A 25,635-nucleotide genomic window follows, 5' to 3' on the forward strand; every position below is an offset into this window, starting at 1 on the left:
CGCCAAGGCGTGGCCAGGCGACAAGGTGCGCGATGCGATCAATGCCCATTTGCAGGCGGCCGGCGCGCGCATCGCCGTCCTGAAGGCGGCCGTCGTCCCGGACGGCTTCGATGCGCGCTTCTCGGCCACCGGCCGCCATTATCTCTACCGCATCCTCAACCGCCGCGCGCCGGCCGCGCTCGACAAGGGCAAGGTGTGGTGGGTGCCGAAGCGGCTCGACACCGGCGCCATGCATGAAGCGGCGAAGGTCCTGCTCGGACGGCATGACTTCACCACCTTCCGCTCGACCCAGTGCCAGGCCAACAGCCCGATCAGGACACTGGAGCGGCTCGATGTGATGAGGCAAGGTGACCTGATCGAGGTAAGGGCCTCGGCGCGTTCCTTCCTGCACAATCAGGTGCGTTCGATGGTCGGCTCGCTCAAGCGCGTCGGCGACGGCGGCTGGACCGAGGCCGGCCTGAAAGCAGCGCTCGAGGCGCACGACCGCGCCGCCTGCGGACAGGTGGCGCCACCCGACGGGCTGTTTCTCGTTGGCGTCGATTATCCCGAGGTCGACTATCCAGGATAGAGGCCGGAAGGCTCTATCCACGGAAGGCTCTACCCTGAGACGAACCCGGAAAGGCTCTGAGCCCCGACATCATCCGGCACGGTGATGCCGAGCAGCGTCTGCAGGCCGAACAGCACCAACAGCGACGCGATGAACATACCGACGAAAACGCCGGTGCCGATCGCTGGGCCCTTGCCGATGGTGGCGTTGGTCATGCGCCAGGTCAGCACCATCGACAGGGCAAACAAAAGCAGCGACACGAGGCTCGAAACCTGGCTCGCGGACGACAGGAAAAGCCGGATCAGCGCCGAGGGCAGCATCAGCCAGGCGGTGATGGCCGAAGCCCAGTTGCTGGCAACGACATAGTGGACGAAGCGGCCGCCTATGCCGGCGCGCGGCGCGATCAAAGCGAGCGCAATCAACGGCAGCACCCAGGAGCCGATGTCGACCGTCGCCAGGCGCACCAGCATGCTGAAGCGACCCGCGAAGGCATCGGGATCGCCGATCTCGTTGGCGATGCCGACCCAGCCGACGATCAGCGCCGGTGCGGCAACGACAATGGCGAAAAAGGAATTCCAGAAGCCGTCGGCCGACAGGTCGAGCAGGCGCAATCCATCGGCCTTGCCGAGCATCAATCGCCAGGCGCCCGTCAGCGAAGCTTGGGTTTCGTCCGCCGAAAGCATGTTGCTCAGCCCTGTCCGAACCAGTCTTCGATGAAGCGCTGGTAGATTCGCGTCAGCGTTTCAAGATCGGCAATGGCGACGCGTTCGTCGACCATGTGCATGGTCTTGCCGACCAGCCCGAACTCGACCACCGGACAATAGTCCTTGATGAAACGCGCGTCGGATGTACCGCCTGAGGTCGACAGCGTCGGCTCCTTGCCGACCGCCGACTTGATCGAGCCGCGGAGCGTTTCAATCAGTTTGTCGTCGCGGGTCAGGAAGACATGGCTTGGCCGGTCGCGCCAGACGAGCTCGTAGTCGACCGGCGTCTTCTTGCCCTGCCGGTACTTCTTGCGTTTGGCCGCCTGGTCGAGCCGGTTGTGGATCTCGGCCTGAAGGGTCTCATCAGTCCAGGTGTCGTTGAAGCGGATGTTGAAGGTGGCAAGCGCCTTGGCCGGAATGACATTGGTGGCGGGGTTGCCGACATCGATGGAGGTGATCTCCAGGTTGGTCGGCTGGAAATCCCTGGTTCCCTTGTCGAAGACGGGATGCAGCAAGGCGTCGACCAGGCTCATCAGCCCGCGCACCGGATTGTCGGCAAGCTGCGGGTAGGCGACATGGCCCTGGCGGCCGTTGACTGATATGGCGCCGGACATCGAGCCGCGGCGGCCGATCTTGATCATGTCGCCGAGCCCGTCCGGGTTGGTCGGCTCGCCGACGATAGAGGCATCCCATTTCTCGCCCCTGGAAGCCGCCCATTCGAGCAGCTTGACGGTGCCGTTGATGGCCGGCCCTTCCTCGTCGCCGGTGATCAGCAGCGAGACCGAGCCTTTCGGACCACCATTCTGCTCGACATGGCGCGCCATGGCGGCGATGAAACAGGCGATGCCGCCCTTCATATCGACTGCGCCACGGCCATACATCTCGCCATTGGCGATCTCGGCGGCGAAGGGCGGATGCGTCCATGCGGCTTCGTCGCCGACCGGCACCACATCGGTGTGGCCGGCGAACATCAGATGCGGGCCGTTGCCGGAACGCCTCGCATAGAGGTTTTCGATGTCGGGCGTGCCGTCTTCGGAAAACACCGGCCGATCGACCAGGAAGCCGAGCGGTTTCAGCATCGTCTCCAGCGCGGTCAGCGCACCGCCCTCAGTGGGCGTCACCGAAGCACAACGGATAAGGGCGGCGAGGTTTTCGGCGGGATCGGTCGGCAGCGTCATGGCAAAAGCGATAGTCGAAAGCGCAGGGCCTGTCACGGCCAGACATGGGGGCCAGCTCCATGGCTGGCGATAGCGCCGACATTATGGTTTTCATGTCGTATAGTTCCGGGCCGAATGCGGGGCGACAGGATGGCAAACGGGGACAAGAGGATCGTCATTGCCGGCGCCGGCAGCATTGGCTGCTATGCCGGCGGCTGCCTGGCGCTCGCCGGCCGCGAGGTGACCCTGCTGGCCCGGCCGCGCATCGAGGCGGCCTTGCGGCAGGGTGGGTTGCGGGTCAGCGACCTTGAAGGCCGCGATCGCACGATCAGGCCCGAGGCACTTGTCGTCACCACCGATCCGGCGACCGCCTTGCCGCAAGCGGACGTGATCCTGGTCACGGTCAAGAGCGGCGCGACGCAGGACATGGCAGCCCTCATCAGGGCCCATGCGCGCCCGGATGCTGTGGTGGTCAGCCTGCAGAACGGCATCGACAATGCCGACAGGCTGCGTGCAGGACTTGGCCGGCGAACGGTGCTGGCCGGCATGGTGCCGTTCAATGTCGTACAGTCGCCGGACGGCGAACTGCCGCTGCGCGTGCATCGCGCCAGCGACGGCACGGTGATGGTCGAGGACGGCGACGCCGGCCTAATCGGCCTGCTCGGCGTCGAGGGATTTGCGGTCGAAGCCCATGGCGAGATAAAGGCCGTGCTGTGGGGCAAGCTGCTGATGAATTTGAACAACGCGCTGGTGGCGCTTTCCGGCCTGCCGCTGGCAACCGAATTGGCCGATCGGCGCTGGCGGCTGATCCTGGCCGGTCAGATCGACGAGGCGCTCACGGCGATGAAAGCGTCCGGCATCGAGCCGGCGCGGATCGCCGGCCTGCGGCCGGTGCTGCTGCCGAAAGTGCTCCGGCTGCCGGACTGGCTGTTCAAGCTCTTGGCGCGACGCATGCTGACGATCGACCCGCAGGCGCGCTCATCGATGTGGGACGATTTGCAGCGCGGCCGGCCGACGGAGATCGATGATTTGCAAGGCGCCATCCAGCGGCTGGCGGAAACGGCCGGCACGTCGGCGCCGATGGTCCAGCGGATCACCGCCTTGGTGCGCGCGGCGGAATCGGAGCGGCTTGGCTCGCCGGGCCTGGCGCCGGAGCAGGTCGTTGCGCCGCCGGCTGGCCGTCGATCAACGTGATCTTCTGCCAGATTTTCCGCGACAGGTTGGACGCCAGGTTTTCGATGTCGTTGACGCCGTCGATGACCACGTCGTCATTGACCGACTGTGCGAACAGCGCTGCGATCTTGCCGGTGATCGACAGCATTTCGGAGCAATAGTCGAGGTAGCGCGCCAGGTCGGCGGCGTTGGTGATGCGGGCCGGCGAGTGCGCCGTCGGCTTGAAATTGGCCGAAAGGGCCGCCGGATCCTTGGTCAGCTGGTGCATGTCGATGACATGGATCAGCGACCGCAGGCCGTGCAGCTGGCGAAATACCCGCTTGCGTTTGATGCGCTCCTCGGTGCGGATCAACGCCAGGAAGCCGAGCACGGCGAGGATCATCATGTTGATCGTGGCTTCGATGCCTTGCACCGACTGCACCGCATCGTCGGCCTGGGAGATGTGGATGAGCGGCAGGATGGTGCCGACGAACAGAAAGATCAGCGCACCGGCGATGACGGCGGCGATGATGAGCCCGCGCAGCCACCAGATCGGCGCTTCGAGCGCCTGAGCCGCCTTGGCCAGATCGCGCGACAGCGAGACCAGTTCGGCGGCGACGCCACGCAATCCCGCTTCGGGGAAACGGTCGGCGATCCGCTCTTCCAGCCGCTCGGCGGTTTCGACGATCAGTTTCGGATCAAGCGTGCGGTAGCGCATGTCCGATCGGCCCTCAGGGTTGTGCCGGCTCGTTGGTGCGCCGGCCATAGCGGTTGGGCCCAGGCTGCCCTGGAAACAGGCACAACACAAGGAAGGCGACGATCGAGACCACCGGCACGAACAGGATCAGCGCGGCAATGCCCGGCTTGTCGAGGTCGTGCAGCCGCTTGACCGCCAGCGCGATGTTGGACCACAGCGAGGCGATGAAGGCGACGAAGAAGATGAACGACCACATGTTGCTCTCGGCCGAACCTTCCGGCACCAGCGTGAAGCGGTAGAGCGGAAAGGCCTGGATGATGGCGACGAGCAACCCGCCAAGAAAATAGGCCGCGCGACTGACGCGGCCCGATATTTTGAAGAAAAGCCAGGTGAGATCTGATCTGTCAGGCAAGCGGGTCCGGTCCATATTGATTGGCACCCCTGGTGCCTTCGAGGATGCCGAGTTCGACCAGCAGCCAGATGCCGCCGATAATGGGTACGAGGCCGATCAGCGTCCACCAGCCCGACTTGTTGCGGTCGTGCCAGCGTTTGGCATAGAGGGCAATCGCGAAATAGATCGATGCCAGCGCGAAGAGGATGCCGATAATGCCGACCTGAGCGCCGCTGGCCGTGGTGAACCGCGTGCCGAGGATCGCATCGAGAATGAAAGCTATGACGCCGATAACGATGAATACGCCGATGCCAGCCCAGAACTTGCCACGGTTGATGCGGCCATCAAAGCTTGTGAGCAGATATTTCCAGTCCATGTCACCCCTCCATATTGAACCAGCGCGACCGATTGTCGCGCCGGCGGAAGGTGCGCTCGCTTTGCGGAAAGATCAATCGCGGAGCAATTCGTTGATCGAGGTCTTGGACCGGGTCCTGGCGTCGACACGCTTGACGATGACGGCGCAGTAGAGGCTGGGGCCAGGTTCGTTGTTCGGAAAAGGTTTGCCCGGCAGCGAACCGGCGACGACGACGGAATTCGGCGGCACTTCGCCATAAAAGATTTCGCCGGTGGCGCGGTCGACGATCTTGGTCGACTGGCCGATGAAGACGCCCATGCCGAGCACCGAGCCTTCGCGCACGATGCAGCCCTCGACCACTTCCGAGCGAGCGCCGATGAAGCAATTGTCCTCGATGATGGTAGGCCCGGCCTGCATCGGCTCCAGCACGCCGCCGATGCCGACGCCGCCGGACAGATGGACGTTCTTGCCAATCTGGGCACAGGAGCCGACCGAGGCCCAGGTGTCGACCATGGTACCTGAGTCGACATAGGCGCCGACATTGACGAAGGACGGCATCAGCACGGCGCCAGGCGCGACATAGGCCGAACGGCGCACGATCGACGACGGCACGGCGCGGAAGCCTGCCTTCTCGAAGTCGACGGCACTCCAGCCGTCGAATTTCGACGGCACCTTGTCCCACCACACCGCCTCGCCCGGACCACCCTTGATGATCTCCATCGGGTTGAGCCGGAACGACAACAGCACGGCCTTCTTCAGCCACTGGTTGACATGCCACTTGCCGTCGGCCTGCCGTTCGGCGACACGGGCGTCGCCGCGATCGAGCAGGTCAAGCGCCGACTGGATGGCATCGCGCGTTTCGCCACGCGTCGCCGTCGAAATCGTGTCGCGTTCCTCGAAGGCCTTCTCAATGGTCTTTTCGAGACTCGCCAGATCGGGCTTCGACATGAATTCGCTCCATTACCAAGCTGTTAAGGGGCAACGCCTTAACCTGTTTCCAAAGTCGCGCGGACCCCTTGGCAGGCTTTGCCTGCCTGGGTCTTTGCATGTAGCAGGTTCTTGTCACAAAACCGCCGGACACTTTTGCGGAACCTGCTTATGTGAAGCCTTGGTGAGGGTCAATCGCGGGTGCGTCATGGGACGGCGCAAGTGAAAGAATTGGACGGGTAAAGCATATGACTCCTATGGAAAAGGCGGGGTGGACCCCGTTGCCGCATTCGGACGAGGATCTGGAGCGGTCGAAGAGCGTGCCGGACACGCCGCAGACGCGTGCCGAGACCTACCGGCTGGCCTGGAACGATCCCGACTTCATGACGCGGCGCGAGTTGCGCGCGGTCAGGTTGCAGCTCGAACTCCTGAAGCCCGAGATGATCCTGGCCGAACGCGGCATCCGTTCGACGGTGATCCTGTTCGGCGGCGCACGCCTGCCGGAACCCGGCGGCGAGGCCTGGGCGGCCAAGAACGAGACGCAGAGGAAGAACCTCGAGGAAAACAGCAAATACTACGAGGAGGCGCGCAAATTCGCGCGTCTCTGCTCGCGGCAGTCGGCTGCTTCATACTATCGTGAATATGTCGTGGTGACCGGCGGCGGGCCCGGCGTGATGGAAGCGGGAAATCGCGGCGCCGACGATGTCGGCGCGCCGTCGATCGGCCTCAACATCGTCCTGCCGCATGAGCAGGCGCCGAACATCTATGTGACGCCGGAGCTCTGCTTCAACTTCCACTATTTCGCCATCCGCAAGATGCATTTCGTCATGCGCGCCAAGGCCGTGGCGGTGTTTCCCGGCGGCTTCGGCACGATGGACGAGTTCTTCGAGACGCTGACACTGATCCAGACCGGACGCATGGAGCGCGTGCCCGTGATCCTGTTCGGCAAATCCTTCTGGAAGCGGGCGATCGATCTCGATTTCCTCGCCGAGCAGGGCACGATCAGCCCCGGCGACCAGGACATCATCGACTTCGTCGACACCGCCGATGAGGCCTGGGGGATTATCAGCCGGTTCTACAAGTTAGGGGAGTAGGGCTGGGAATTGGAGAACTGGGGAATTGAAGAATGAGGGGGATTGCGCGTTCCGGATCGATTCCCCAATTCGTCAGTTCTTCAATTCCCTACCCCCGTCTCCACAATCGCCGTCAGAAACCCCGCAAGATCGTCGGTGACGAAATCGACATCATCCTCATTGGCCGGGTCGCGCTCCCAGATCTCGGCAAAGGTGGGCTCGAAATTGCGTGGCACCACCAGCACCGTGGTCATGCCGAGCGACTTCGGCACCGAAAGATTGCGGGCAAGATCTTCGAACATTACCGCATTGTGGCCGGTGACGGCGTGGAGCTCGGCGAACTTCTCGTAGGTCTGGCGCGCCGGTTTGGGATTGAGCCCGGCGGCGACGATATCGAAAATGTCGTCGAAATGGTCGAGAATGCCGAGCTGGCGCGCGGTGCGTTCGGCATGCCTGCGGTCGCCATTGGTGAAGATGAACTTGCGGCCCGGAAGCTGGCGGATGGCGGTGCCGAGAACGGGATCGGGCACCAGCCATGAATAATCGATGTCATGCACCTTCTCGAGGAAATCGTCGGGGTCGATGCCATGACGCGTCATCAACCCATTCAGCGTCGTGCCATATTCGCGGTAGAGTTCCTTCTGCAGCTTGCGCGCTTCGTCGCGCGGCAGCGCCAGGAGTTCGCCGACATAGGCCGTCATCTTGACGTCGATCTGCGAGAACAGATTCGAGTGGTGCGGATAGAGCGTGTTGTCGAGATCGAACACCCAGTCGGTGACATGGGCGAAGCGCGCGGGGTCGGGGAGCGTGGTCATGCGCTCCTTATGGCATGAAACGGGCATTCCGGAAGCGACTTTATCCACAACTTCTACTCGTTGAGGTTGCGTAAATCGCCTCACGATTCAAATTTTATGCATCCGGGAAAGGTGGCCTTCAGGGCTTGCTGGCACAGAGACAGTCTTGTGGGAGCAAGCGATGAGCAGCATAATTCTTAGATCCGCCGCCGTTGCTTTCGCCTCTGTCGCGGCCTCTCTCCTGCTGACGCTGATCATCGTTCCGGCGATGGGATTTCCGGTAAACCGTACGATCTGGCTGTCTTCTACGCTCTGTCCTCTGGTGCTGGCATGGGCTGCCAGCGCAAGTACTTTCTGGCAAAGCGACAGACTGAAAACCGCACATCGCGAACTTGCCCGCGCCCATGCCCAGCTCGCCGCAGCGCATCGCCGCCTGGCGGAAAAGGCGAGCCGCGACGACATGACCGGCATGCTCAACCGGGAAAGCTTCTTTGCCGCGCTCGACGGTTCGCGCCGCAAGTCCGATCGCGGCGCGCTGCTGATCATCGACGCCGACCACTTCAAGAAGATCAACGATAATTTTGGCCACCTGACCGGCGATGACGCGCTGCTTTTGATCGCCAGCGCGATCCAGCGCGGCGTGCGCAGCGGCGATGTGCTCGGCCGCATCGGCGGCGAGGAGTTCGGCGCCTTCCTGATCGGCGCCACCGAGCAGGAGGCCAAGCGGGTCGCCGAGCGCATTCGCCGCGAAGTCGAGCTGATCCGCTTCCGGCCCGTCGACGAGCGGACCATTCCGCTCACGGTCAGCATCGGCGGCACCGTCTGCGGCGACGATGTCAACGTATCGGACCTGATGCGCGCCGCCGACCGGCGCCTCTACCAGGCCAAGCATCAGGGCCGCAACCTGACGATCCTCGATACGGACATTTCCGCAGCGGCGTGATCCGATCCGCCACAACCAGATCGTTAAGGAAATTCTAACGCTGTTTGCACTCGGTTGCACCGTTTAGCCGGGTTTTCACTGCTTTGCGGCCAGACTTGGCACGATACTGGCTTCTGCGGCGATGCATGTGTCGTTCCGGGAACTGCCGTTCCAGGAATGCCACGCATTGTCGAAGCTCCCACCCGAGAGACCGTCATGAGTTTCCTCATCAAAAAAATGTCACGCCGCGCGATCGTGCAGGCGCTGATCGCACTGCCTGCCCTGTCTTTGTTCCGCAAGCTGCCTGATGCCGATGCCGCCCATCCATCCCATGCCGGTGCATCCCTGGCCGACCCGAGCGAGATCGTCGAGGTCAATGGCTGGATCCTGAAGCGGAGTGACCTGGCATGATCTTCGACAGCTACGAGGCGTATCGCGCCGCGAACTTCACCCCAAAGGTGTGCATCCTCGGCTCCGGCCCGGCTGGCACCACCGTTGCCCGCAAGCTTGGCGCCGCCGGCATTCCGGTCGTGGTGCTGGAGGCCGGCTCGCGTGAGTTCAGCGACGAGTCGCAGGATTTCTACCGTGGCACCACGGTCGGCGATTTCTATTTCGATCTCGACATCACCCGGCTGCGGTTCATGGGTGGCAGTTCCAACCACTGGGCCGGCTGGTGCCGCGTGCTCGACAAACAGGATTTCGAGCCGAAGGCCTGGGTGCCCGATACGGGCTGGCCGATCCGCCGCACCGACATCGAGCCCTATCTGCCGGAAGTGCGCGATATTCTCGACCTTCCGGCCTTCCGGCCGGACATGCCGATCTCGGACGACATTCGCTGGGTGCAGCTGATCAAGAGCCCGGCTGTGCGCTTCGCCGAGAAATTCGGCGACGAACTCGACAAAGCCGGGAACATCGCGGTCGTGCTCAACACATGCGTCACTGAACTTGTCGGCGACGGCAAACGCGTGACGGGCGCCAGACTGTGGTCGAACGGGCAGGATGCCGGCTCCTTCAGCGCAGACTATTTCATCGTCTGCACCGGCGGGCTGGAGAATTCGCGGCTGCTTCTGTGGTCGAACCAGCGCTCGAACGGCGGCGTCGTGCCGAATGCGGCAGCGCTTGGCCGCTACTGGATGGAGCATCCGACCTTCGAGGGCGGCAATGCCATCCTGGCCGACTACAACGCGTTCGAGGTCGACGCCGTCAACGAGGCCTTCTTCTCGCCGACACTTGCCGCCATGGAGCGGCTGCAGATCATGAATTTCGGCATCAGATTGATCGAGACGCCGTATCCGGGGGTCAAGAGCCTTATCGCCGACCTCGCCTGCACGGCGCCCAACATGGCCGAGTGGATGTCCTCCAAGCTCAGCCAGAGGCTGCGCTGCGCTGCCCAGCTCTACGTCGCATGGGAACAGGCGCCGCTGGCCTCCAACCAGATCGAGCTGTCGAAGACCGATGTCGATCATGCCGGCGCACCGCGCATCGAACTGCACTGGAAGAAATCCGAGCTGGAACATCGCACCCTGCTCGAAGGGCTCAGACTGTTCGGCACGACGCTGATCGAAAAGAACCTCGGCCGGGTGCGCATCGCCGACTGGATCAGCAATGGTCAGGACTATCCGACCAATGACGAGACGGCGGGCCATCACCATATGGGCGGCACGCGCATGGGCACCGACATCAGCGAGAGTGTTGTCGACGCCAACTGCAAGGTGCACGGCATGGACAATCTCTATGTCGGCGGCTCCTCGGTGTTCTGCACATCGGGCCAATGCAACCCGACGACGACGATCACCGCGCTGGCCTGCCGTCTGGGCGACCATCTGAGCAAGGTGGTCACCGTCTGACGGCCCCACGGCAACGTCCTGAATTTCGCGGCATCCCGGCAAAGCCGGCGCCAGTGATGGCGCCGGCGGATGCGCGGCATGGCTCAAATGCCGTAGACGGCGATGCGCACCAGCACGGCTGCTGCGGCCAGCGACACCAGCAGAATGCCGAGGCCGATGGGAGAGCCCCAGCCATACCATTCCATTGCCAGCTTGGCGTATTTGAACTCCTCCTCATGCGAGAGCGGCGCGCGCTGTTGAATCAAGCTCATTTTTCACTCCTTGTCGGCGGCTGGCTCTTGCCTTGCAGGCAGTGCGGCCGCATATTGCTGCGATGGTCTAAATGTTAGACAGATTGATAATTAGATGATCGAAGTAAATTCGTCAACCGGGAATCGTGCCGAACTGACTGCCTCCATCGGCCTTGCCATCATGCAGTGGCAGGACGCGACGCAGGCCTATGACGAAGCGGTGGGGGTGAGGCTTGGGCTGAACATGGCCGAACGCCATTGCATCGGGCTGCTCCATGGCGGCCCGCAATCGGCCGGCGCGATCGCCACCGCGACCGGGCTGACACCGGCTGCGGTGACCGCGCTGATCGACCGGCTGGAAGCGCGCGGCCTGCTGACGCGCATGCGCAGTCTCGAGGACAGGCGCAAGGTGGTCATAGAGGCGACCGAGGCCACGCGGGAACTGTCGGCGCGCTACTACGGTGCCATCGCGCGGGAAGGCGAAAGGGTGATCGCCAGCTTCGGCGACGCAGAGCTCGCCACCATATCGCGCTTCGTCAACGCCGCACTCGACCTGCAGCGCGACCAGCTGGCGCGGCTGAAGGCCGAGGGGCCCGACACTCCAAACGGGCGATAGGAGTGCCGATGGCTCCCGCCCCATCGAGGGGGGAGACACGCTTTTGCGGAAAGCTAGACGGTTGCCGGGTCGAGCGCCGGCTGGCCCTTGCGGCGGGCGACGATCGCCTCGAAGTCGGCAGTCTGGAAGGCATCGCGCAAGGCGTCGAACGACGGCAGCACGAAATAGGCACGCTGGAACTTGTCGATCTCGTAGCCGGTCCGCATCACCGTTTCCAGGTCGAAGGGCACGTGGTGAGCGTCCTTGCTGTCGACCGCGAATTGCAATTCGGTAAACGACGACATCAGGCCGGCGCCAAAGGCTTTCAGCGTCTGGCCGGCCTCCTGCATCAGGCCGTATTCGGCCGTGTACCAGTAGAGCCGGGTGATCATCTCGTCGCCGCCCAGCGCGATGATGTCGCCGGCCTTGCGGCCATACATCTGCATGAAATCGGCGAACACCGGCTGCGACAGAACAGGGACGTGGCCGAAGAAATCGTGGAACATGTCGGGCTCGACGATGTAGTCGAGTTCCTGCCGGGTCCGCAGCCAGTTGGTGACCGGGAAGCGGCGATTGGCGAGATGGTCGAAGAACGGGGCTGCGGGAATGAGCCCCGGCACGGCGACGATCTCCCAGCCGGTCAGCTTGTGCAGCTTGGCGCTGACCTCCTCGAAATCGGGGATGCGATCAAGCAGGCCGAGCTTCTCGACGCCGTCGAGATAGGAATGGTGGGCGAGCTTGCGCGTCAGTTTGGTCTGGCGGTCGCACAGCGTGCGCCACACCGCCTGCTCTTCGGCGCTGTAGTCGTAACCCTGCGCCACGGTAAAATCGGAACGGCAGACCGAATAGTCGCCGCGCAACCCTTGCGCCGCGCAGTCGCGGGCATATTCGGCAACGCTCATCGTCGTCATGGTTTTTCTCCTCGCAAATCATGAATGGCGAATGGTGCTGAAAGGCTAACCGGATTTGCCGAGGCAAATCGGTTTTGATGATGGCTCGAATGCGGGAATCGGGATAACATTCACTCAGAAAGCGCCTTCAAGGAGTGAGAATGCCTCAATTCGATGAGTTCGAGATCAAGATGCTCGATGTCCTGCAGCGCGACGGACGCAAGCCGGTGTCCGAACTGGCGCAAGAGATCGGCCTGTCGACGACGCCGTGCGCGCGGCGCTTCGAGGCGCTGCAGGAGGCCGGCATCATCAAGGGTTTTGCCGCGGTGATCAGTCGCCGCGCGGTCGGGCTGATGGTCGAGGTGTTCATCCAGGTGCGCCTAGTCAGCCACAGCGACGGCTCGCCCGAAAGCTTCATCGCCGCCGTGCAGCGCATGGACGAGGTGTCGTCGTGCTGGACGATGACCGGCGACCACGATTTCCTGCTGCATGTCATGGTGCCGTCGGTCGACGAGCTCAACGCCTTCGTCATGCACCGGCTGATGCGGCTCGACGGCGTGCGTGATGTCCACACCCAGCTCGTGCTGCAGAACATCAAGGGACCCGGCCACGTGCCGCTCGCCCACCTCAGGCGGTGACAATGCCTGCCTTCGCACTCCTTGGGGAAAAGCTGCACGCAAACTGCTGAAACAGGCCAAGCGGACGTCCACATCGACAACCAGCATGCGCGGACCAACTTCCAGGAGGTCCGCCATGAAAATCGTCCTGATTAATCCGCCGCACACTGCAATCGGCAGCCGCGTGCCCGACGATCATCTGCCGCCGCTCGGCCTGCTGGCGCTGGGCGGCCCGCTGATCGATGCCGGCCATGAGGTGCGGCTCGTCGACGCCGAATTTGGGCCGATGCCGCTCGACAGCGTCGTGCGCGACGCGCTCGCCGATCGCCCCGACTTCGTCCTGATCGGCCATTCCGGCTCGACCTCGGCGCACCCGACCGCCTTGCTGATCGCCAAAATGATCAAGGAGCAAGAGCCGGCGACCATCGTCATCTATGGCGGCGTCTTTCCGACCTATCACTGGCGTGACATCCTGGCCGCAACGGATGCCTTCGACTTCATCGTGCGCGGCGAAGGCGAGGCGACCGTGGTGGCGCTGGTCGAGGCGCTGGAGATGCACCAGCAGCCGGCGAGCGTGGCCGGCATCGCCTATCGCGACGATCTGCGCCGTCCCTTCGCCACGCAGCCGGCCATGACCATTGCCGACCTCGACGCCTACCGCGTCGGCTGGGAGCTGATCGACCATATCAACTACAGCTATTGGGGCGGCAAGCGTGCCGTGGTCATGCAGTTTTCGCGCGGCTGTCCGCATCTGTGCAATTATTGCGGCCAGCGCGGCTTCTGGACCCGCTGGCGGCATCGCGATCCCGTGAAATTCGCGCAAGAAATCGCCTGGCTGCATCGCGAACACGGCGTCGAGCTGATCAATCTCGCCGACGAGAATCCGACGGTTTCGAAGAAAGCCTGGCGCGCCTTCCTCGACGCCCTGATTGCCGAGAACGTGCCGGTGCTGATTGTCGGTTCGACTCGCGCCGACGACATCGTGCGCGATGCCGACACGCTGCACCTCTACCGCAAGGCGGGTGTCATCCGCTGGCTGCTCGGCATGGAAAACACCGACGAACAGACGCTTCAATTGATCCGCAAGGGCGGCAGCACCTCATCCGATCGCGAGGCGATAAGGCTGCTGCGCCTGCACGGCATCCTGTCGATGGCAACCTGGGTGGCCGGCTTCGAGGACGAAGGCTTTCGTGACCTGTGGCGCGGCTTTCGTCAGCTCATCGCCTACGATCCGGACCAGATCCAGGCGCTCTATGTGACGCCGCATCGCTGGACGCCGTTCTTCCGCATCGCCCGGGATCGCAAGGTGATCCAGCGGGATGCCCGCCTGTGGGATTACAAGCACCAGGTGCTGCAGATGACCCGGCTGAAGCCGTGGATGCTGTTCTTCAGCGTCAAGCTGATCGAGCTGGCGGTGCAGTCGCGGCCCAAGGCGCTGGCGCGCATCCTGTTCCACAGGGATCCGGAGCAGCGGCACTCGATGCGCTGGTACACGCAGATGGGCCGCCGCGTCTGGTTCCGCGAGGTCTGGGGATTTCTGGTCCGCGACACCAGGGTGAAAGACGGTCCGACGCTGGCCGAATTCTGGGGCGCGCCGCAGGACGCCGAGGAGGAATCGATGACCGTTCGACGTTCGGTGCGCAAGCTGGCACCGCCCGAGATTACGATTTCGCCACGCCTCTGATGGCAATCTCCTAAGATCATACGCGACGTATGCGTATTGACATACGAGGCGTATGCACCCACATCCAACATACGGGGCGTATGTCAATTGCAGCCCCGAATGTTGGAGTGCAGCGATCAAAACCTTCAAGCTTTGCGAACGGCTTCGCCTGCGCGGCGAAGCCGCGTCGCAATCGCCCGAAGGTCGGACCTGCCTTGTTTTGAATGGAGAAACCATGACCAAACGCGACGCGATCTTTCCTGCCGGCCGGCAGGCTCTCTACGAGATCAACCGCTATTCGGCGGCGATCCGCTCGGGTGACCTTCTGTTCGTCTCCGGCCAGGTCGGCAGCCGCGAGGACGGGTCGCCCGAGCCGGTCTTCGAAAAGCAGGTGCAGCTTGCCTTCGACAATCTCGCGGCTGTGCTGAAGGCCGCCGGCTGCACGTTCGACGACATCGTCGACGTGACCACGTTCCACACCGATCCAGCCGCGCAGTGGCAGGCGATCGACGCCGTTCGGCTGAAGGCGTTCGGTGAGCCGCCTTACACGAACTGGACCGCGGTGGGCGTGAACTGGCTGGCGGGCTTCGATTTCGAGATAAAGGTCATCGCGCGCCTTCCTCAGGCCGCCTGATCGATCGGCGGCGAGCGGCTAAGCGGCCGTTCGCCCCTCAGGGCACGATCAGCGTGCCGGCGCCGTGTTCGGTGAACAGTTCCAGCAGCACCGCATGCGGCGTCTTGCCGTTGAGGATGACGACGCCTTCGACGCCGCGCTCGATCGCTTCGATACAGGTCTCGACCTTGGGGATCATGCCGCCTGACACCGTGCCGTCCTTGATCAGCGCCTTGGCCTCGGCCACGGTCAGTTCGTCGATCAGCTTCTTGTTCTTGTCGAGCACGCCGGGCACATCGGTGAGGAACAGCAGCCGTGTTGCCTGGCAGGCGCCGGCAATGGCGCCGGCGAAGGTGTCGGCGTTGATGTTGTAGGTGTGGCCGTCGCGGCCCGGCGCCACCGGTGCCAGCACCGGGATCATTTCGGAACGCGCCAGAAGGTCGAGCAGCGTGCGGTCGACCTCGACCGGCTCGCCGACGAAGCCAAGATCGAGCACGCGCTCGATGTTCGAGTCCGGGTCGATCATGGTCTTGCGGGCCTTTTCGGCGAACACCATGTTGCCGTCCTTGCCGCACAGGCCGATCGCCCATTCGCCCTCGGCGTTGATCAGCGCGACGATCTCCTTGTTGATCGAGCCGGCCAGCACCATTTCGACGATCTCGACCGTCTTCTGGTCGGTGACGCGCAGGCCGCCCTCGAACTTCGATTCGATGCCCATCTTGGCCAGCATGGCGCCGATCTGCGGGCCGCCGCCGTGGACGACGATCGGGTTGACGCCGGACTGCTTCAGGAGCGCGATGTCGCGCGCGAACGCCTTGCCGAGCTCGATATCGCCCATGGCGTGGCCGCCATATTTCACCACGACGGTCTTGTGCTCGTAACGCTGCATGTAGGGCAGCGCCCGCGAAAGCAGAGCGGCCTGCATTTCGGCGGTGGCGGTTATTTCCGTCATCGGCTTGTTTCCCGGCTTTTGGTTTTATGCATGTCGTTGTCCCAAAACCGCTGGACACTTTTGGGCGACATGCATCAGGTAAGGACGGCGGCGTCTTAGCGGGAATTGGCGCCGCCCGCAAATGGCTTTGCTGTCATATTCGAGCGCTTCACGACCTCGTCATCATGACGGCACCATCAGCGGCGCCCTGCGGCCCAGCCAACCCGAGATCTTCTCCATCTGCGCGGCAAGCGACAGCAGCGTCTCCTCATCGCCCGGACGGCCCGCTGCCTGGATGCCGATCGGCAGGCCGGCGTCGGTGACATGGACCGGCAGGGCGATCGACGGCTGGCCGCTGACATTCTGGATCGCCGGCCAATGGGTGAACCAAAGGCTCTTGTCCATCAGCTGGCCGAAGAACGGCTTCAGCTTCAGCAAGGCCGTCAGATGAAGCTTGTCGAGCAGGTTCTCGATGAGCTCGTCGGCGCCTTTCGGATCCATGGCACCGCAGGCGAGCGGCGGGTGGGCAATGATCGGCATCAGCACGGCGTCATACTGTGCGGTCTCCGCGATCAGCCGCCGCGAGGCGGCATGCAGCCGTTGCAGGTCGGCATAGGTCTCGCCGGCCGACACCATTTCGCCGAAGCGGGCGAGCACGCGTGTGGCTCGCTCGATGTCGCCGGTGACGGAACGGCCGACACGCAGCGCTTGCGCCCGCATCGTGCCGGCGACGGCAGAGGCAACCGTCCTGCAGAAGTCGGCGAAGAAATCGCGCCCGATAGAAGGCAGGTCGATCTCCTCGACCGTATGGCCGCCCTCACGGACAAGCGCCACCGCCGTGTCGAGCGCCTTGAGCGTCTCATCCGAGATCGGCAGGCCAAGCGGCGATTTGCGATACACGGCCAGCCTGAGCTTGCCGGGATCGCGCGCGGCAGCCGCCGTGAATGTGCCTTTCGGCGACGGCGCGGCATAGGGCGACAGGAGGTCGGGACCGTGGGTGAGGTCGAGCAGCAACGCGCAATCGCGCACCGAACGGGTGAGCGCATGGTCGACCACCATGCCGTACCAGCTTTCGCTCACCAGGGGCGTCAGCGGTGTGCGGCCACGCGACGTCTTCAGGCCGACAAGTCCGGTGCAGGCGGCAGGCACGCGGATCGAGCCGCCGCCATCCGAGGCATGCGCCACCGGCACCACGCCTGCCGCGACCAGTGCCGCCGCACCACCCGACGAGCCACCGCTGGTATGACCGGTGTTCCAGGGATTGCGGGTGATGCCGAAGGCCTTGGATTCGGTCATCAGCCGAAGCCCGTGTTCCGGCGACGTGGAGGTGACGACCGGAATGAGGCCGGCGGCGAGATAGCGGTCGGTCAGCACCGAATTGACATCGGCCAGCCATGCCGGAATGCGGCTGCCGCCATGCGTCGGCACGCCCTTGATGGCGATGCCGAGATCCTTGATGGCGAAGGGAACGCCGGCCAGCGGCAGCGAGCGGTCGACGGTCTTCGCCCGGGCGCGGGCGGCATCATAGAGCGGCTCGGCCGTGGCGTTGATGTCGGGCCGCGTGGCCTCGGCACGGGCGATCGCTGCTTCGGTCAGCTCGACGGCTGAAATGTCGCCCTTGCGAACCAGGTCGGCGAGGCCGGTTGCGTCCTGCGCCCACAGTGTATGTTCAACCGACATGCGCGCCCCCGTCACTGCCAGCAAGCTAGCCAGTGGCGACTTCATTGGCAATCGAGGACAAATCCGGGCCGGCGACACGCAAAAGCTTAGGCGTGCACAAGGTTATTTCCGCCGTTGCAAATACATTGCAATCGCCTAATTTGCCTGAGATGACGCCGCAGGACATCACCAAGCTGATCGTCCGGACTTCAATGAAGGATCGGGCTGCGTTCGATCTGCTCTACCGGCAGACCAGCGCGAAACTTTTCGGCGTTTGTCTTCGTGTATTGAACGACCGGGGAGATGCGGAAGAAGCGCTACAGGAAGTCTTCGTCAAGATATGGACGAAGGCGGATCGTTTTGCCGTCTCCGATCTGAGCCCGATCTCCTGGCTGGTGGCGATTGCGCGCAATCATGCGATCGATCGCATCAGGGCGCGGCGCAAGCCCGCAGCCGACATCGATGCCGCGCTCGACGTGGCCGATCCGGCGCCTGGACCTGAAGCGATGGCGGTGGCGGGCGATGAATCCGAACGCATCCATCATTGTCTCGATGAGCTGGAAAAGGACCGGGCGGCGGCCGTCCGGGGCGCCTACCTCAAGGGCGAAAGCTATGCCGAACTGGCGGAGCGCCACGGCGTGCCGCTGAACACGATGCGTACCTGGCTGCGCCGCAGCCTGTTGAAACTCAGAGAATGTCTGGAAAGATGACGCTGGCGGAAGACACAGGACCGGAACGTGGAGGCGACGACCTGCTCGCCGCCGAATACGTTCTCGGCGTGCTGGCTGCCGACGAACGCCAGATCGCCTCCCGTCGCATCGACGCCGAGACGGATTTCGCGCGCCTTGTCGACGGCTGGGAGATCAATTTTTCACCGCTGGCTGCCGCCTATCCGGAAATCGAGCCGCCGGCTTCGGTCAAGCCTGCGATCGATCGCCGCCTGTTCGCGTCCGCCGCTTCCGTGACCACGCCCGCTGAATCGCGCGACGGGCTATGGTCCAGCCTGGCCTTCTGGCGTGGCCTTGCCGCGGCGGCGGTTGCAGCACTCGCCATCTACATCGCCGTGCCCATCCTCAACCCGCCGGTCGAGCAGCCGCAGGCGCGCCTCGTCGCCTCGCTCGCCGCCGAGGGCACCGATGTCAAATATCTCGCCGTCTATGACGCCGTGCATCACGAAGTCGGCCTGTCGCACGTCTCCGGTGAGCGTGCCGCAGGCAAGGACTTCGAACTGTGGATGATCGAGGGCAAGAACCCGCCAGTCTCGATGGGCGTCATTCCGGCCGGTGCCACGGCGCATATCGTCGTCTCGCCGGCGGCCCAGCAGAAGCTCGCCCAGGGCGCGGTGCTTGCCGTCAGCCTCGAGCCGGCAGGCGGTTCGCCGACCGGCCAGCCGACCGGACCGGTGGTCGCAGCGGGCGATCTGAAGAGCATCTGACCGGCTCTTGCCGCCAGCAGGACCAAAAATAGACTAGCTGAAGTCTATCTACCGAATCACATGCCTATGGGAAGCATGTTAGCCGGCAAGCGGCTGCGCCGTAAAATCTCTCCGGCATACCGAATAAAATAAGAAATCAAAATATTTCTGAAACTCGCGCATTTTTGTTCCGTATCTCCTCGCGTCCCCAAAGATGGGAAGAGAAAAACCCGAGGAGTTTGACATCATGCGTAGATACGCCACCCTTTTGCTCGCCGGTACGATCGCCGTTTCCGCCCTTGCCACCGCTGCCTATGCCGAAAACCCGATGGTTGGCGGCGCCGCCATGTATGCCAACAAGAACATCGTCGAGAACGCCGTCAACTCGAAGGACCACACGACGCTGGTCGCCGCGGTCAAGGCTGCCGGCCTGGTCGAAACGCTGCAGGGCGCAGGCCCGTTCACCGTGTTCGCGCCGACCAACGAGGCTTTCGCGGCGCTTCCGGCCGGCACGGTCGAGACGCTGCTCAAGCCCGAGAACAAGGACAAGCTCACCAAGATCCTGACCTGCCATGTCATCGGCGCCAAGGCGATGGGGGCGGACGTGGCCGCGATGGCCAAGGCTGATGGCGGCACCCACAAGGTCAAGACGGTCGGCGGCTGCGAATTGTCGCTCAAGGCCGACGGCGGCAAGGTCACCGTCACCGACGAGAACGGCAATGTCGCCAATGTGACGATTGCCGATGTCGAGCAGTCCAACGGCGTTATCCACGTCATCGACAAGGTTCTTTTGCCCAAGATGTAACAAGGGACTTGCTGCCGGCGAACTGGCAGCAAGGACCCTCAGTCGATTGCATGATCCCGCTCCCGTGATCCGCAATTGACCCGCGCACTCCGCGTCGTCCACGTTCAGATGTGGGACGGCGCGGAGTGTTCGTTCGAGGGCCACCGTCACCGGCTTTTGATTTCCGCGCGGCGGTATAGTTTGGCAAAAGGACATCAGGAGGAATTGGTCATGAACCGTCGCGACTTTCTTTTGAGCGGTGCCGCCGCCATCGGCGTCGTCGGCGCCGCGGCAACGATGCTGCGCATGAGCAACCCGCAGGCCGCGCAGGCGGCCGAAAAGTTCGAGGTCACCAAGACCGACGCCGAGTGGAAAGCCATCCTGTCACCGGCCGCGTTCGACGTGCTGCGCAAGGAAGGCACGGAATACCCCGGCACCAGCCCGCTGCTCAACGAACACCGCAAGGGCATCTTCGCTTGTGCCGGCTGCGACCTGCCGGTCTACCCGTCGGAGACGAAATTCGATTCCGGCACCGGCTGGCCGAGCTTCTGGCAGGAGGTCGCCAATGGCATCGGCAAGACCGTGGACAGGTCGCTCGGCATGACCCGCACCGAAGTGCATTGCCGCCGTTGCGGCGGTCATCTTGGCCACGTCTTCGACGACGGCCCGGCGCCGACCGGCCTGCGCCATTGCATCAACGGTGTGGCGCTGACCTTCAAGCCCGCCACGGCCTGACAGAACCATCTCTTTGTTTTGACGTGATTGCGAACGGAAGACCGTTTCACATTTGCCAAGAGATAGGTCCCCCATGACCGAAAGAACCACCATGGCCGAGTCATTGCCGACAACCGCCGTCGTCCGGGTCTCGCGCGCCAGCTACGACCCGAGCCGGTTCGCCGAGGTCGACGCCGCGAGCAAGAAGACCTCGGAGTACATAATCCCGGCCATCAGACGGTTGCCGGGGCTCCTTCACTTTTATGCGGGCGTCTCGCCGAAGGGCTCGATCGTGCAAGTTAGCGTCTGGGACACCGACGAGCATGCGGCACAGTTGGACCTCCTGAAGGAGATGGTCGTCGACGGCCGCAGGGATATGGAGGCGGTCGGTGTAACGTTCACCCCGATCTTCAACCACCCGATCGACTGGACCTGGACCATCTGATCTGGGTCCGAACTCATAACCAGCAGGGGTTGTGACGCGGCCGAAGTCCTTCAGCCGACAGAACATGCATTCGTAGTCGGAAACGAAAAACTCCGGGCTTTGCGGCCCGGAGTTTTTTGCGCGATCAGAGCTTTTCGGGCGTGGACTGGAGGAGCTTCCCGAAACCGCTGCCGCGTATGGATCTCCTGTTCAATGCCCGCCGCCGCCACCGCCGGCCGCAGCCGGCTTGCGGATCAGCATGGTGAACAGGCCAAGCGTCGCAAACAGAACCGTCAGCATGAAGAACACATCCATGAAGGACAGCAACGCCGCCTGCTGCTGGACCATGCCCGACAGCTTGGAGATGGCCGCACTGGTCGCGTCCAGGCCGGGGGTCTGCTCGAAATTGAGCGTCATGTTCTGCAGCTTGGTCTGCGCGGCCTCACTGCCCCACTGCACATGCTCGGAGAGCCTTGCGTAGTGGAAGGCGTTGCGGTCGATCAGCACGGTGTTGATCAGGGCAAGGCCAACGGCGCCGCCAAGGTTGCGGGTGAGGTTGAACAGGCCTGATGCATTCTTCAACCGCTCCGGCGGCAAGGTGCCGAGTGCGATGTTGTTGATCGGCACCATGCACAGCATCATCGAACAGCCGCGCAGGATCTGCGGGATGAGCAGCTCATAGAAATCCCAGTCGGCGGTCAGATGCGTCATCCACCAGGTTCCGGTGGCGAAGCCGAAGAAGCCGATCATCATCATCAACCGCGGGTCCATCTTGTTGGACAGGATGCCCGAGATCGGCGCGGTGAAGAACATGGCCAGACCGCTGACGAACAACGCCTCGCCGATCATCATCGAATCGTAGCCACGGATGCGCCCGAGGAACACCGGGTAGAGATAGGTCAGGCCGTAGAGGCCGATGCCGATGACGAAGGAAAACAGCGAGCCGAAGGCGAAGTTGATGTTGGTGAACGCCTTCAGGTCGACGATCGGCTCCTCGGCGGTGAACACGCGCCAGAAGAACAGCACCCCGCCAATGGTCATGACGATGGCGCAGATGAACACGCCCTGGTCCTGCAGCCAGTCATTGTTGGGGCCTTCCTCCAGCACATATTCCATACAACCTAGCAAGGCCGCCATGCCGGCGAGGCCCCACCAGTCGAACTTGCTGAACAGCTTGAGGTTGGGCTTGTCGAAGTCGATCAACGTCCAGGCCGCCGTCGTCACCAGGATGCCGGGCACGACATTGACCAGGAACAGCCAATGCCAGGACATGGCATGGCTGATGTAGCCGCCGACGGTCGGGCCGATGGTCGGCGCCAGCGTCGCCACCAGGCCGATCATCGGCGATACCACGGCGCGGCGCGAGGGCGGGAAGATGGTGAAGGCGGCAGCAAAGACGCTCGGGATCATGCCGCCGCCGATAAAGCCCTGCACGGCGCGGTAGACGATCATCTGGTCGATGTTGGTGGCGGTCGCCGCCAGCGCACTGGCCGCGGTGAAGCCTGCCGCGGAGATCGTGAACAGCACGCGCGTCGACAGCATCCGGCTGAGGAAACCCGACAGCGGGATCATCACCACTTCGGCGATCAGATAGGCGGTCTGCACCCACGGGATCTCGTCGGAGCTGGCGCTCAGGCCGGCCTGGATCTCGGCTAGCGAGGCGGAGACGATCTGGATGTCCAGGATGGCCATGAACATGCCGAACACCATCGCCAGGAAGGCGATGACGCGCCGCGTCGAGATGGTGTCAGGCACAGCCGGCCTCGCCGGCGGCGCTCCTGCTGTCAGGGTTGCGGTTGCCATGGCATTGCTCCCCGGCTACCGCTCAGTTCGATGCCACTGAGCCCGACCCGGATGGGGCGGTGCGGCTGTCGACGGCGACGATGACGCTCAGGCCGGCGCGCAGCCTGCCGCTCTTCAGCACGTCGGCGGGCACATCGATGCGGACCGGAACGCGCTGCACCACCTTGGTGAAGTTGCCGGTGGCGTTTTCGGGCGGCAGCAGCGAGAACACCGCGCCGGAAGCCGGGGCCAGCGACGAGACGGTTCCCTCGAAGTCCTGGCCGTCGGTCGCATCGACCGAAATCTTGACCTTCTCGCCGGGCACCAGCCGGGCAAGCTGCGTCTCCTTGAAGTTGGCGACGATGTAGAGCTTGTCCATCGGCACGATGACGGCGAGCTTCTGGCCGGGGCTGACGAGGTCGCCCTGCTCGACGGAACGGTTGCCAACGACGCCGTCATAAGGCGCCTTGAGCACGGTGAAGGAAAGATCGCGCAGGGCCTTATCGTGGCTGAGCTGCAGGGACGCCAGCGTGCTTGCCGATTCCGCGCGCTGCGCCTGCAGCACGCCGATATTGGCCTGCGCAGCGGCGATCTGTGCGTCGGCGCCGACAAGGGCGGCGTTGGCCTGCTGCACCGCCGTCTGGGCGTCGTCCAGCTGGGCCTGCGTGCCGACATGCGTCTTGAGCAGCTGCGAGGCGCGCGCCGCGACCTTGCCCGCATTATCGGCCGCGGCCTGGTCGGCGACCTTCTGCGCCTGCGCCTGCTGCAACGAGGCGCGCGCCGCTTCGGTCTGGGCGTCGATACGGTCGAGCGTCTTGCTCAAAGTGGCGATCTGCGCCTCGGCCTGGGCGACAGCGATCTTGTAGTCGCCGTCATCGACGACGAGCAACGGATCGCCCGCCTTGACCGACTGGTTCTCGCTGACCTTGACCTGATCGACATAGCCGGAAATCTTGGGCGAAATGAACGCCATGTCAGCCTGGACATAGGCGTCGTCCGTCGAGATCATGAAGCGGCCCGTGGTCCAGTAATCGTAACCGTACCAGGCGCCGGCGCTCAGCAAGGCAACGCCGATGATCGGCAGCAGAAAGGAGCGCACCGAGCGCTTCTTCTTGACCGGAGCCTCTGCCGGCGGCGATGATACGCCGGGCTGGACAGGCACTCCCGGTGCTTCCGTCGCCGGCGCAACCTTGGCATTGGGGAAGGGACGGACTTCAGCTGTGGTCGGCGCGTTCGAGGACATGACATCTCTCTAAAGTTATAATATAATACTGAACCGTTCGGTTCGATCCGGGCGTTGACATAGCGCGTAAAGAGGACCATATCAAGGGCAATCGAACCGGTTGGTTCGAATTATTTTCGAGGTGTGACTTTCATGACCGAGACATCGCCCAACGTTGAAAACGAGTCGTGCGACGACCTGTTGGAAAGCTTGCGCCGTGGCCGCCCGGCGGCCGGGCAGGATCCGGTCAAGCGCAGCCAGATCATCGACGGCGCCCGTCGTGTCTTCATCGACAAGGGGTTCGAGGCCGCCTCGATGAACGACATCACCCGCGAGGCCGGTGTCTCCAAGGGCACGATCTATGTCTATTTCGCCAACAAGGAAGAGCTGTTCGAAGCGCTGATCGAGGAAGAGCGCGGCACCATCTTCAAGAACATGTACGACGTTCTGGACAATGCCGACGACCTGCGCGAGACGCTGGTGAAGTTCGGCAAGGTGCTGGCTCTCAAGATCACGTCGGCCAAGGTTATCCAGGCGCAGCGCACGGTGATCGGCGCATCCGACCGGATACCCGACATGGGCGCACGGTTTTACGAACGCGGTCCCAAGCGCGGTCACGACAAAGTCGCGGCCTTTCTCAATGCCGCCATCGAGCGCGAGCTGCTGCGGATCGACGATGTCGATCTCGCCGCCTATCAGTTCACCGAACTGTGCCTGGCCGGCCTGTTCCGCCAGTGCATCTTCGCCTACCGCACCAAAGCCCCGAGCCAGGACGAGATCGACCACATCGTCAGGTCAGGCGTCAGCATGTTCCTGAAGGCTTACGGCACCGAACGGCTTGCGGCGGAAGAAGGCCATCAGACGATTGCTATCGAGGCCAAGCCCTAGACCTAAGGTGTGTTGAGATGCCTAGCCGCCATTGGCGGCAAGCACGATCGCGGCCTGCAATTCCTGCAGGCCCTCGGCCTTTTCCGACGACGTCGCCAGAACGAACGGGAACGCCGCCGGCCGCTTCTTGATCTTTGCCAGCGTCTCCTCGATCAGCCGCGGCACGCCGGCGGTCTTGATCTTGTCGGTCTTGGTCAGCACGATCTGGTAGGACACCGCCGCTTTGTCGAGCAGCGACAGCACTTCATCGTCCTTGGCCTTGATGCCGTGGCGGGCGTCGATCAGCACATAGACCCGCTTCAGCGTGACGCGGCCCTTGAGATAGTCGAAGACCAGCTTGGTCCACTCGTCGACCTTCTCCTTCGGCGCGGTGGCGTAGCCGTAGCCGGGCATATCGACCAGCGCCAAGGGCGGCAGGTCGGCGCCCTCGCCCGAAAATCCGTCCGGCACGAAATAGTTGAGCTCCTGCGTGCGCCCCGGCGTGTTGGAGGTGCGCGCCAGCCCCTTCTGGTTGACAAGCGCGTTGATCAGCGACGACTTGCCGACGTTCGAGCGGCCGGCAAAGGCGATTTCCGGCGGTCCTTCCGGCGGCAGGAACTTCATGGCCGGCACGCCGCGGATGAAGATCCATCCCCGTGTAAAC

General features: G+C 63.4%; 30 protein-coding genes. 16 read left to right on the forward strand and 14 right to left on the reverse strand.

From position 1 onward, the window contains the following. Positions 1–568 (forward strand): tRNA pseudouridine synthase A (locus tag EN993_RS10345; protein WP_127263140.1); only part of this gene is annotated, 568 nt, incomplete at its 5' end. Positions 569–597: 29 nt separating this feature from the next. On the opposite strand, the gene EN993_RS10350 is transcribed toward EN993_RS10345, so the two are convergent. Both EN993_RS10350 and dapE read right to left on the reverse strand, forming a co-directional pair. Beyond that, positions 598–1,230, reverse strand: coding sequence for a transporter (locus EN993_RS10350; RefSeq protein ID WP_109667267.1), 633 nt, complete (start codon positions 1,228–1,230; stop codon positions 598–600). A 5-nt stretch (positions 1,231–1,235) separates the two neighbouring features. Further along, a complete protein-coding gene (gene dapE, locus EN993_RS10355) occupies positions 1,236–2,429 on the reverse strand; it encodes a succinyl-diaminopimelate desuccinylase (protein ID WP_127263141.1) in 1,194 nt (397 codons plus the stop codon). Positions 2,430–2,558: 129 nt separating this feature from the next. Here dapE and EN993_RS10360 point away from each other — a divergent pair, with 129 nt between their 5' ends. Beyond that, on the forward strand, positions 2,559–3,602 hold the full coding sequence (locus EN993_RS10360; RefSeq protein ID WP_127263142.1) for a 2-dehydropantoate 2-reductase: 1,044 nt from the start codon (positions 2,559–2,561) through the stop codon (positions 3,600–3,602). Here EN993_RS10360 and EN993_RS10365 read toward each other — a convergent pair. The 4 genes from EN993_RS10365 to dapD all read right to left on the reverse strand — a co-directional run bounded on the left by EN993_RS10365 (position 3,502) and on the right by dapD (position 5,951). Continuing rightward, positions 3,502–4,278: a hypothetical protein gene (locus EN993_RS10365; RefSeq protein ID WP_109667273.1), complete on the reverse strand. Its 777-nt coding sequence runs from the start codon at positions 4,276–4,278 to the stop codon at positions 3,502–3,504. The genes EN993_RS10360 and EN993_RS10365 overlap by 101 nt on opposite strands. 13 nt (positions 4,279–4,291) lie before the next feature. Beyond that, positions 4,292–4,669 carry a DUF805 domain-containing protein gene (locus tag EN993_RS10370; protein WP_164548547.1) on the reverse strand — a complete coding sequence of 126 codons (378 nt, stop codon included), beginning with the start codon at positions 4,667–4,669 and terminating at the stop codon, positions 4,292–4,294. Then, entirely contained in the window at positions 4,662–5,024 is a 363-nt protein-coding gene (locus EN993_RS10375) for a DUF805 domain-containing protein (protein WP_126067156.1), read from the reverse strand. The genes EN993_RS10370 and EN993_RS10375 overlap by 8 nt, the downstream gene beginning before the upstream one ends. 72 nt (positions 5,025–5,096) lie before the next feature. After that, on the reverse strand, positions 5,097–5,951 hold the full coding sequence (gene dapD / locus EN993_RS10380; protein ID WP_126067155.1) for a 2,3,4,5-tetrahydropyridine-2,6-dicarboxylate N-succinyltransferase: 855 nt from the start codon (positions 5,949–5,951) through the stop codon (positions 5,097–5,099). Positions 5,952–6,178: 227 nt separating this feature from the next. On the opposite strand from dapD, the gene EN993_RS10385 reads away from it, so the two are divergent. After that, positions 6,179–7,024: an LOG family protein gene (locus EN993_RS10385; protein WP_109667284.1), complete on the forward strand. Its 846-nt coding sequence runs from the start codon at positions 6,179–6,181 to the stop codon at positions 7,022–7,024. A gap of 80 nt (positions 7,025–7,104) precedes the next feature. Here the strand turns inward: EN993_RS10385 and EN993_RS10390 are convergent, their stop codons facing one another. Beyond that, on the reverse strand, positions 7,105–7,818 hold the full coding sequence (locus tag EN993_RS10390) for a pyrimidine 5'-nucleotidase (protein ID WP_109667287.1): 714 nt from the start codon (positions 7,816–7,818) through the stop codon (positions 7,105–7,107). A gap of 160 nt (positions 7,819–7,978) precedes the next feature. Between EN993_RS10390 and EN993_RS10395 the strand changes: the two genes are divergently transcribed. The 3 genes from EN993_RS10395 (at position 7,979) to EN993_RS10405 (ending at position 10,566) form a co-directional block, all read left to right on the forward strand. Continuing rightward, positions 7,979–8,740, forward strand: a complete 762-nt coding sequence (locus tag EN993_RS10395; RefSeq protein WP_109667289.1) for a GGDEF domain-containing protein — start codon at positions 7,979–7,981, stop codon at positions 8,738–8,740. Positions 8,741–8,935: 195 nt separating this feature from the next. Beyond that, positions 8,936–9,130 carry a hypothetical protein gene (locus EN993_RS10400; RefSeq protein ID WP_109667291.1) on the forward strand — a complete coding sequence of 65 codons (195 nt, stop codon included), beginning with the start codon at positions 8,936–8,938 and terminating at the stop codon, positions 9,128–9,130. Next, positions 9,127–10,566 (forward strand): GMC family oxidoreductase, encoded by a 1,440-nt coding sequence (locus EN993_RS10405; protein ID WP_127263143.1) that lies wholly within the window; start codon positions 9,127–9,129, stop codon positions 10,564–10,566. Before EN993_RS10400 ends, EN993_RS10405 begins: the two co-directional genes overlap by 4 nt. 83 nt (positions 10,567–10,649) lie before the next feature. Here the strand turns inward: EN993_RS10405 and EN993_RS37005 are convergent, their stop codons facing one another. Further along, positions 10,650–10,817, reverse strand: coding sequence for a hypothetical protein (locus EN993_RS37005; protein ID WP_164757603.1), 168 nt, complete (start codon positions 10,815–10,817; stop codon positions 10,650–10,652). A 94-nt stretch (positions 10,818–10,911) separates the two neighbouring features. Between EN993_RS37005 and EN993_RS10410 the strand changes: the two genes are divergently transcribed. Then, complete coding sequence (locus EN993_RS10410; protein ID WP_109667296.1) at positions 10,912–11,412, forward strand: MarR family transcriptional regulator; 501 nt, start codon at positions 10,912–10,914, stop codon at positions 11,410–11,412. 53 nt (positions 11,413–11,465) lie between these two features. Here EN993_RS10410 and phhA read toward each other — a convergent pair whose 3' ends face one another. After that, positions 11,466–12,302 carry a phenylalanine 4-monooxygenase gene (gene phhA, locus EN993_RS10415; RefSeq protein ID WP_109667299.1) on the reverse strand — a complete coding sequence of 279 codons (837 nt, stop codon included), beginning with the start codon at positions 12,300–12,302 and terminating at the stop codon, positions 11,466–11,468. Between the two features lie 140 nt (positions 12,303–12,442). Here phhA and EN993_RS10420 point away from each other — a divergent pair, with 140 nt between their 5' ends. From EN993_RS10420 to EN993_RS10430, 3 genes are all read left to right on the forward strand, one after another. Beyond that, positions 12,443–12,919, forward strand: a complete 477-nt coding sequence (locus EN993_RS10420; RefSeq protein WP_109667301.1) for an Lrp/AsnC family transcriptional regulator — start codon at positions 12,443–12,445, stop codon at positions 12,917–12,919. A gap of 115 nt (positions 12,920–13,034) precedes the next feature. Beyond that, a complete protein-coding gene (gene bchE, locus EN993_RS10425) occupies positions 13,035–14,582 on the forward strand; it encodes a magnesium-protoporphyrin IX monomethyl ester anaerobic oxidative cyclase (protein ID WP_127263144.1) in 1,548 nt (515 codons plus the stop codon). 214 nt (positions 14,583–14,796) lie between these two features. Next, a complete protein-coding gene (locus EN993_RS10430; protein WP_127263145.1) occupies positions 14,797–15,195 on the forward strand; it encodes a RidA family protein in 399 nt (132 codons plus the stop codon). A 37-nt stretch (positions 15,196–15,232) separates the two neighbouring features. Here EN993_RS10430 and argB read toward each other — a convergent pair whose 3' ends face one another. Both argB and EN993_RS10445 read right to left on the reverse strand, forming a co-directional pair. Further along, positions 15,233–16,126, reverse strand: coding sequence for an acetylglutamate kinase (gene argB, locus EN993_RS10435; protein ID WP_013528489.1), 894 nt, complete (start codon positions 16,124–16,126; stop codon positions 15,233–15,235). 162 nt (positions 16,127–16,288) lie between these two features. Then, on the reverse strand, positions 16,289–17,785 hold the full coding sequence (locus EN993_RS10445) for an amidase (protein WP_127263146.1): 1,497 nt from the start codon (positions 17,783–17,785) through the stop codon (positions 16,289–16,291). A 149-nt stretch (positions 17,786–17,934) separates the two neighbouring features. Here EN993_RS10445 and EN993_RS10450 point away from each other — a divergent pair, with 149 nt between their 5' ends. From EN993_RS10450 to EN993_RS10470, 5 genes are all read left to right on the forward strand, one after another. Then, on the forward strand, positions 17,935–18,474 hold the full coding sequence (locus tag EN993_RS10450; RefSeq protein ID WP_013528490.1) for a sigma-70 family RNA polymerase sigma factor: 540 nt from the start codon (positions 17,935–17,937) through the stop codon (positions 18,472–18,474). Continuing rightward, positions 18,471–19,199, forward strand: a complete 729-nt coding sequence (locus EN993_RS10455) for an anti-sigma factor (RefSeq protein ID WP_127263153.1) — start codon at positions 18,471–18,473, stop codon at positions 19,197–19,199. The genes EN993_RS10450 and EN993_RS10455 overlap by 4 nt, the downstream gene beginning before the upstream one ends. Before the next feature lie 226 nt (positions 19,200–19,425). After that, positions 19,426–19,983 (forward strand): fasciclin domain-containing protein, encoded by a 558-nt coding sequence (locus tag EN993_RS10460; protein ID WP_013528492.1) that lies wholly within the window; start codon positions 19,426–19,428, stop codon positions 19,981–19,983. A 210-nt stretch (positions 19,984–20,193) separates the two neighbouring features. After that, on the forward strand, positions 20,194–20,697 hold the full coding sequence (gene msrB, locus EN993_RS10465) for a peptide-methionine (R)-S-oxide reductase MsrB (protein ID WP_127263147.1): 504 nt from the start codon (positions 20,194–20,196) through the stop codon (positions 20,695–20,697). A gap of 73 nt (positions 20,698–20,770) precedes the next feature. Next, positions 20,771–21,121 carry a hypothetical protein gene (locus EN993_RS10470; protein ID WP_127263148.1) on the forward strand — a complete coding sequence of 117 codons (351 nt, stop codon included), beginning with the start codon at positions 20,771–20,773 and terminating at the stop codon, positions 21,119–21,121. 189 nt (positions 21,122–21,310) lie between these two features. Here the strand turns inward: EN993_RS10470 and EN993_RS10475 are convergent, their stop codons facing one another. Next, positions 21,311–22,903, reverse strand: a complete 1,593-nt coding sequence (locus EN993_RS10475) for a DHA2 family efflux MFS transporter permease subunit (RefSeq protein WP_127263149.1) — start codon at positions 22,901–22,903, stop codon at positions 21,311–21,313. A 22-nt stretch (positions 22,904–22,925) separates the two neighbouring features. Beyond that, complete coding sequence (locus tag EN993_RS10480) at positions 22,926–24,125, reverse strand: HlyD family secretion protein (RefSeq protein WP_127263150.1); 1,200 nt, start codon at positions 24,123–24,125, stop codon at positions 22,926–22,928. Between the two features lie 132 nt (positions 24,126–24,257). On the opposite strand from EN993_RS10480, the gene EN993_RS10485 reads away from it, so the two are divergent. Beyond that, positions 24,258–24,992, forward strand: a complete 735-nt coding sequence (locus tag EN993_RS10485) for a TetR/AcrR family transcriptional regulator (protein ID WP_127263151.1) — start codon at positions 24,258–24,260, stop codon at positions 24,990–24,992. A 21-nt stretch (positions 24,993–25,013) separates the two neighbouring features. On the opposite strand, the gene yihA is transcribed toward EN993_RS10485, so the two are convergent. Beyond that, positions 25,014–25,619 carry a ribosome biogenesis GTP-binding protein YihA/YsxC gene (yihA, locus tag EN993_RS10490; RefSeq protein ID WP_245468732.1) on the reverse strand — a complete coding sequence of 202 codons (606 nt, stop codon included), beginning with the start codon at positions 25,617–25,619 and terminating at the stop codon, positions 25,014–25,016. Positions 25,620–25,635 lie beyond the last annotated feature (16 nt).

The organism is Mesorhizobium sp. M7D.F.Ca.US.004.01.2.1, from assembly GCF_003997785.1.
Lineage (GTDB): Bacteria > Pseudomonadota > Alphaproteobacteria > Rhizobiales > Rhizobiaceae > Mesorhizobium > Mesorhizobium loti.

What these genes read in the sequence shown, in the direction of transcription:
- EN993_RS37005 (WP_164757603.1), bottom strand. Translation starts at nt 10,817, where the DNA reads ATGAGCTTGATTCAACAGCGCGCGCCGCTCTCGCATGAGGAGGAGTTC.
- dapE (WP_127263141.1), bottom strand. Translation starts at nt 2,429, where the DNA reads ATGACGCTGCCGACCGATCCCGCCGAAAACCTCGCCGCCCTTATCCGT.
- argB (WP_013528489.1), bottom strand. Translation starts at nt 16,126, where the DNA reads ATGACGGAAATAACCGCCACCGCCGAAATGCAGGCCGCTCTGCTTTCG.
- bchE (WP_127263144.1), top strand. Translation starts at nt 13,035, where the DNA reads ATGAAAATCGTCCTGATTAATCCGCCGCACACTGCAATCGGCAGCCGC.
- EN993_RS10375 (WP_126067156.1), bottom strand. Translation starts at nt 5,024, where the DNA reads ATGGACTGGAAATATCTGCTCACAAGCTTTGATGGCCGCATCAACCGT.
- EN993_RS10395 (WP_109667289.1), top strand. Translation starts at nt 7,979, where the DNA reads ATGAGCAGCATAATTCTTAGATCCGCCGCCGTTGCTTTCGCCTCTGTC.
- EN993_RS10430 (WP_127263145.1), top strand. Translation starts at nt 14,797, where the DNA reads ATGACCAAACGCGACGCGATCTTTCCTGCCGGCCGGCAGGCTCTCTAC.
- msrB (WP_127263147.1), top strand. Translation starts at nt 20,194, where the DNA reads ATGAACCGTCGCGACTTTCTTTTGAGCGGTGCCGCCGCCATCGGCGTC.
- EN993_RS10450 (WP_013528490.1), top strand. Translation starts at nt 17,935, where the DNA reads ATGACGCCGCAGGACATCACCAAGCTGATCGTCCGGACTTCAATGAAG.
- EN993_RS10445 (WP_127263146.1), bottom strand. Translation starts at nt 17,785, where the DNA reads ATGTCGGTTGAACATACACTGTGGGCGCAGGACGCAACCGGCCTCGCC.
- EN993_RS10420 (WP_109667301.1), top strand. Translation starts at nt 12,443, where the DNA reads ATGCCTCAATTCGATGAGTTCGAGATCAAGATGCTCGATGTCCTGCAG.
- EN993_RS10350 (WP_109667267.1), bottom strand. Translation starts at nt 1,230, where the DNA reads ATGCTTTCGGCGGACGAAACCCAAGCTTCGCTGACGGGCGCCTGGCGA.
- EN993_RS10475 (WP_127263149.1), bottom strand. Translation starts at nt 22,903, where the DNA reads ATGGCAACCGCAACCCTGACAGCAGGAGCGCCGCCGGCGAGGCCGGCT.
- EN993_RS10365 (WP_109667273.1), bottom strand. Translation starts at nt 4,278, where the DNA reads ATGCGCTACCGCACGCTTGATCCGAAACTGATCGTCGAAACCGCCGAG.
- EN993_RS10360 (WP_127263142.1), top strand. Translation starts at nt 2,559, where the DNA reads ATGGCAAACGGGGACAAGAGGATCGTCATTGCCGGCGCCGGCAGCATT.
- EN993_RS10400 (WP_109667291.1), top strand. Translation starts at nt 8,936, where the DNA reads ATGAGTTTCCTCATCAAAAAAATGTCACGCCGCGCGATCGTGCAGGCG.
- EN993_RS10485 (WP_127263151.1), top strand. Translation starts at nt 24,258, where the DNA reads ATGACCGAGACATCGCCCAACGTTGAAAACGAGTCGTGCGACGACCTG.
- EN993_RS10390 (WP_109667287.1), bottom strand. Translation starts at nt 7,818, where the DNA reads ATGACCACGCTCCCCGACCCCGCGCGCTTCGCCCATGTCACCGACTGG.
- phhA (WP_109667299.1), bottom strand. Translation starts at nt 12,302, where the DNA reads ATGACGACGATGAGCGTTGCCGAATATGCCCGCGACTGCGCGGCGCAA.
- EN993_RS10480 (WP_127263150.1), bottom strand. Translation starts at nt 24,125, where the DNA reads ATGTCCTCGAACGCGCCGACCACAGCTGAAGTCCGTCCCTTCCCCAAT.
- EN993_RS10455 (WP_127263153.1), top strand. Translation starts at nt 18,471, where the DNA reads ATGACGCTGGCGGAAGACACAGGACCGGAACGTGGAGGCGACGACCTG.
- EN993_RS10470 (WP_127263148.1), top strand. Translation starts at nt 20,771, where the DNA reads ATGACCGAAAGAACCACCATGGCCGAGTCATTGCCGACAACCGCCGTC.
- EN993_RS10460 (WP_013528492.1), top strand. Translation starts at nt 19,426, where the DNA reads ATGCGTAGATACGCCACCCTTTTGCTCGCCGGTACGATCGCCGTTTCC.
- dapD (WP_126067155.1), bottom strand. Translation starts at nt 5,951, where the DNA reads ATGTCGAAGCCCGATCTGGCGAGTCTCGAAAAGACCATTGAGAAGGCC.
- EN993_RS10410 (WP_109667296.1), top strand. Translation starts at nt 10,912, where the DNA reads ATGATCGAAGTAAATTCGTCAACCGGGAATCGTGCCGAACTGACTGCC.
- EN993_RS10405 (WP_127263143.1), top strand. Translation starts at nt 9,127, where the DNA reads ATGATCTTCGACAGCTACGAGGCGTATCGCGCCGCGAACTTCACCCCA.
- EN993_RS10385 (WP_109667284.1), top strand. Translation starts at nt 6,179, where the DNA reads ATGACTCCTATGGAAAAGGCGGGGTGGACCCCGTTGCCGCATTCGGAC.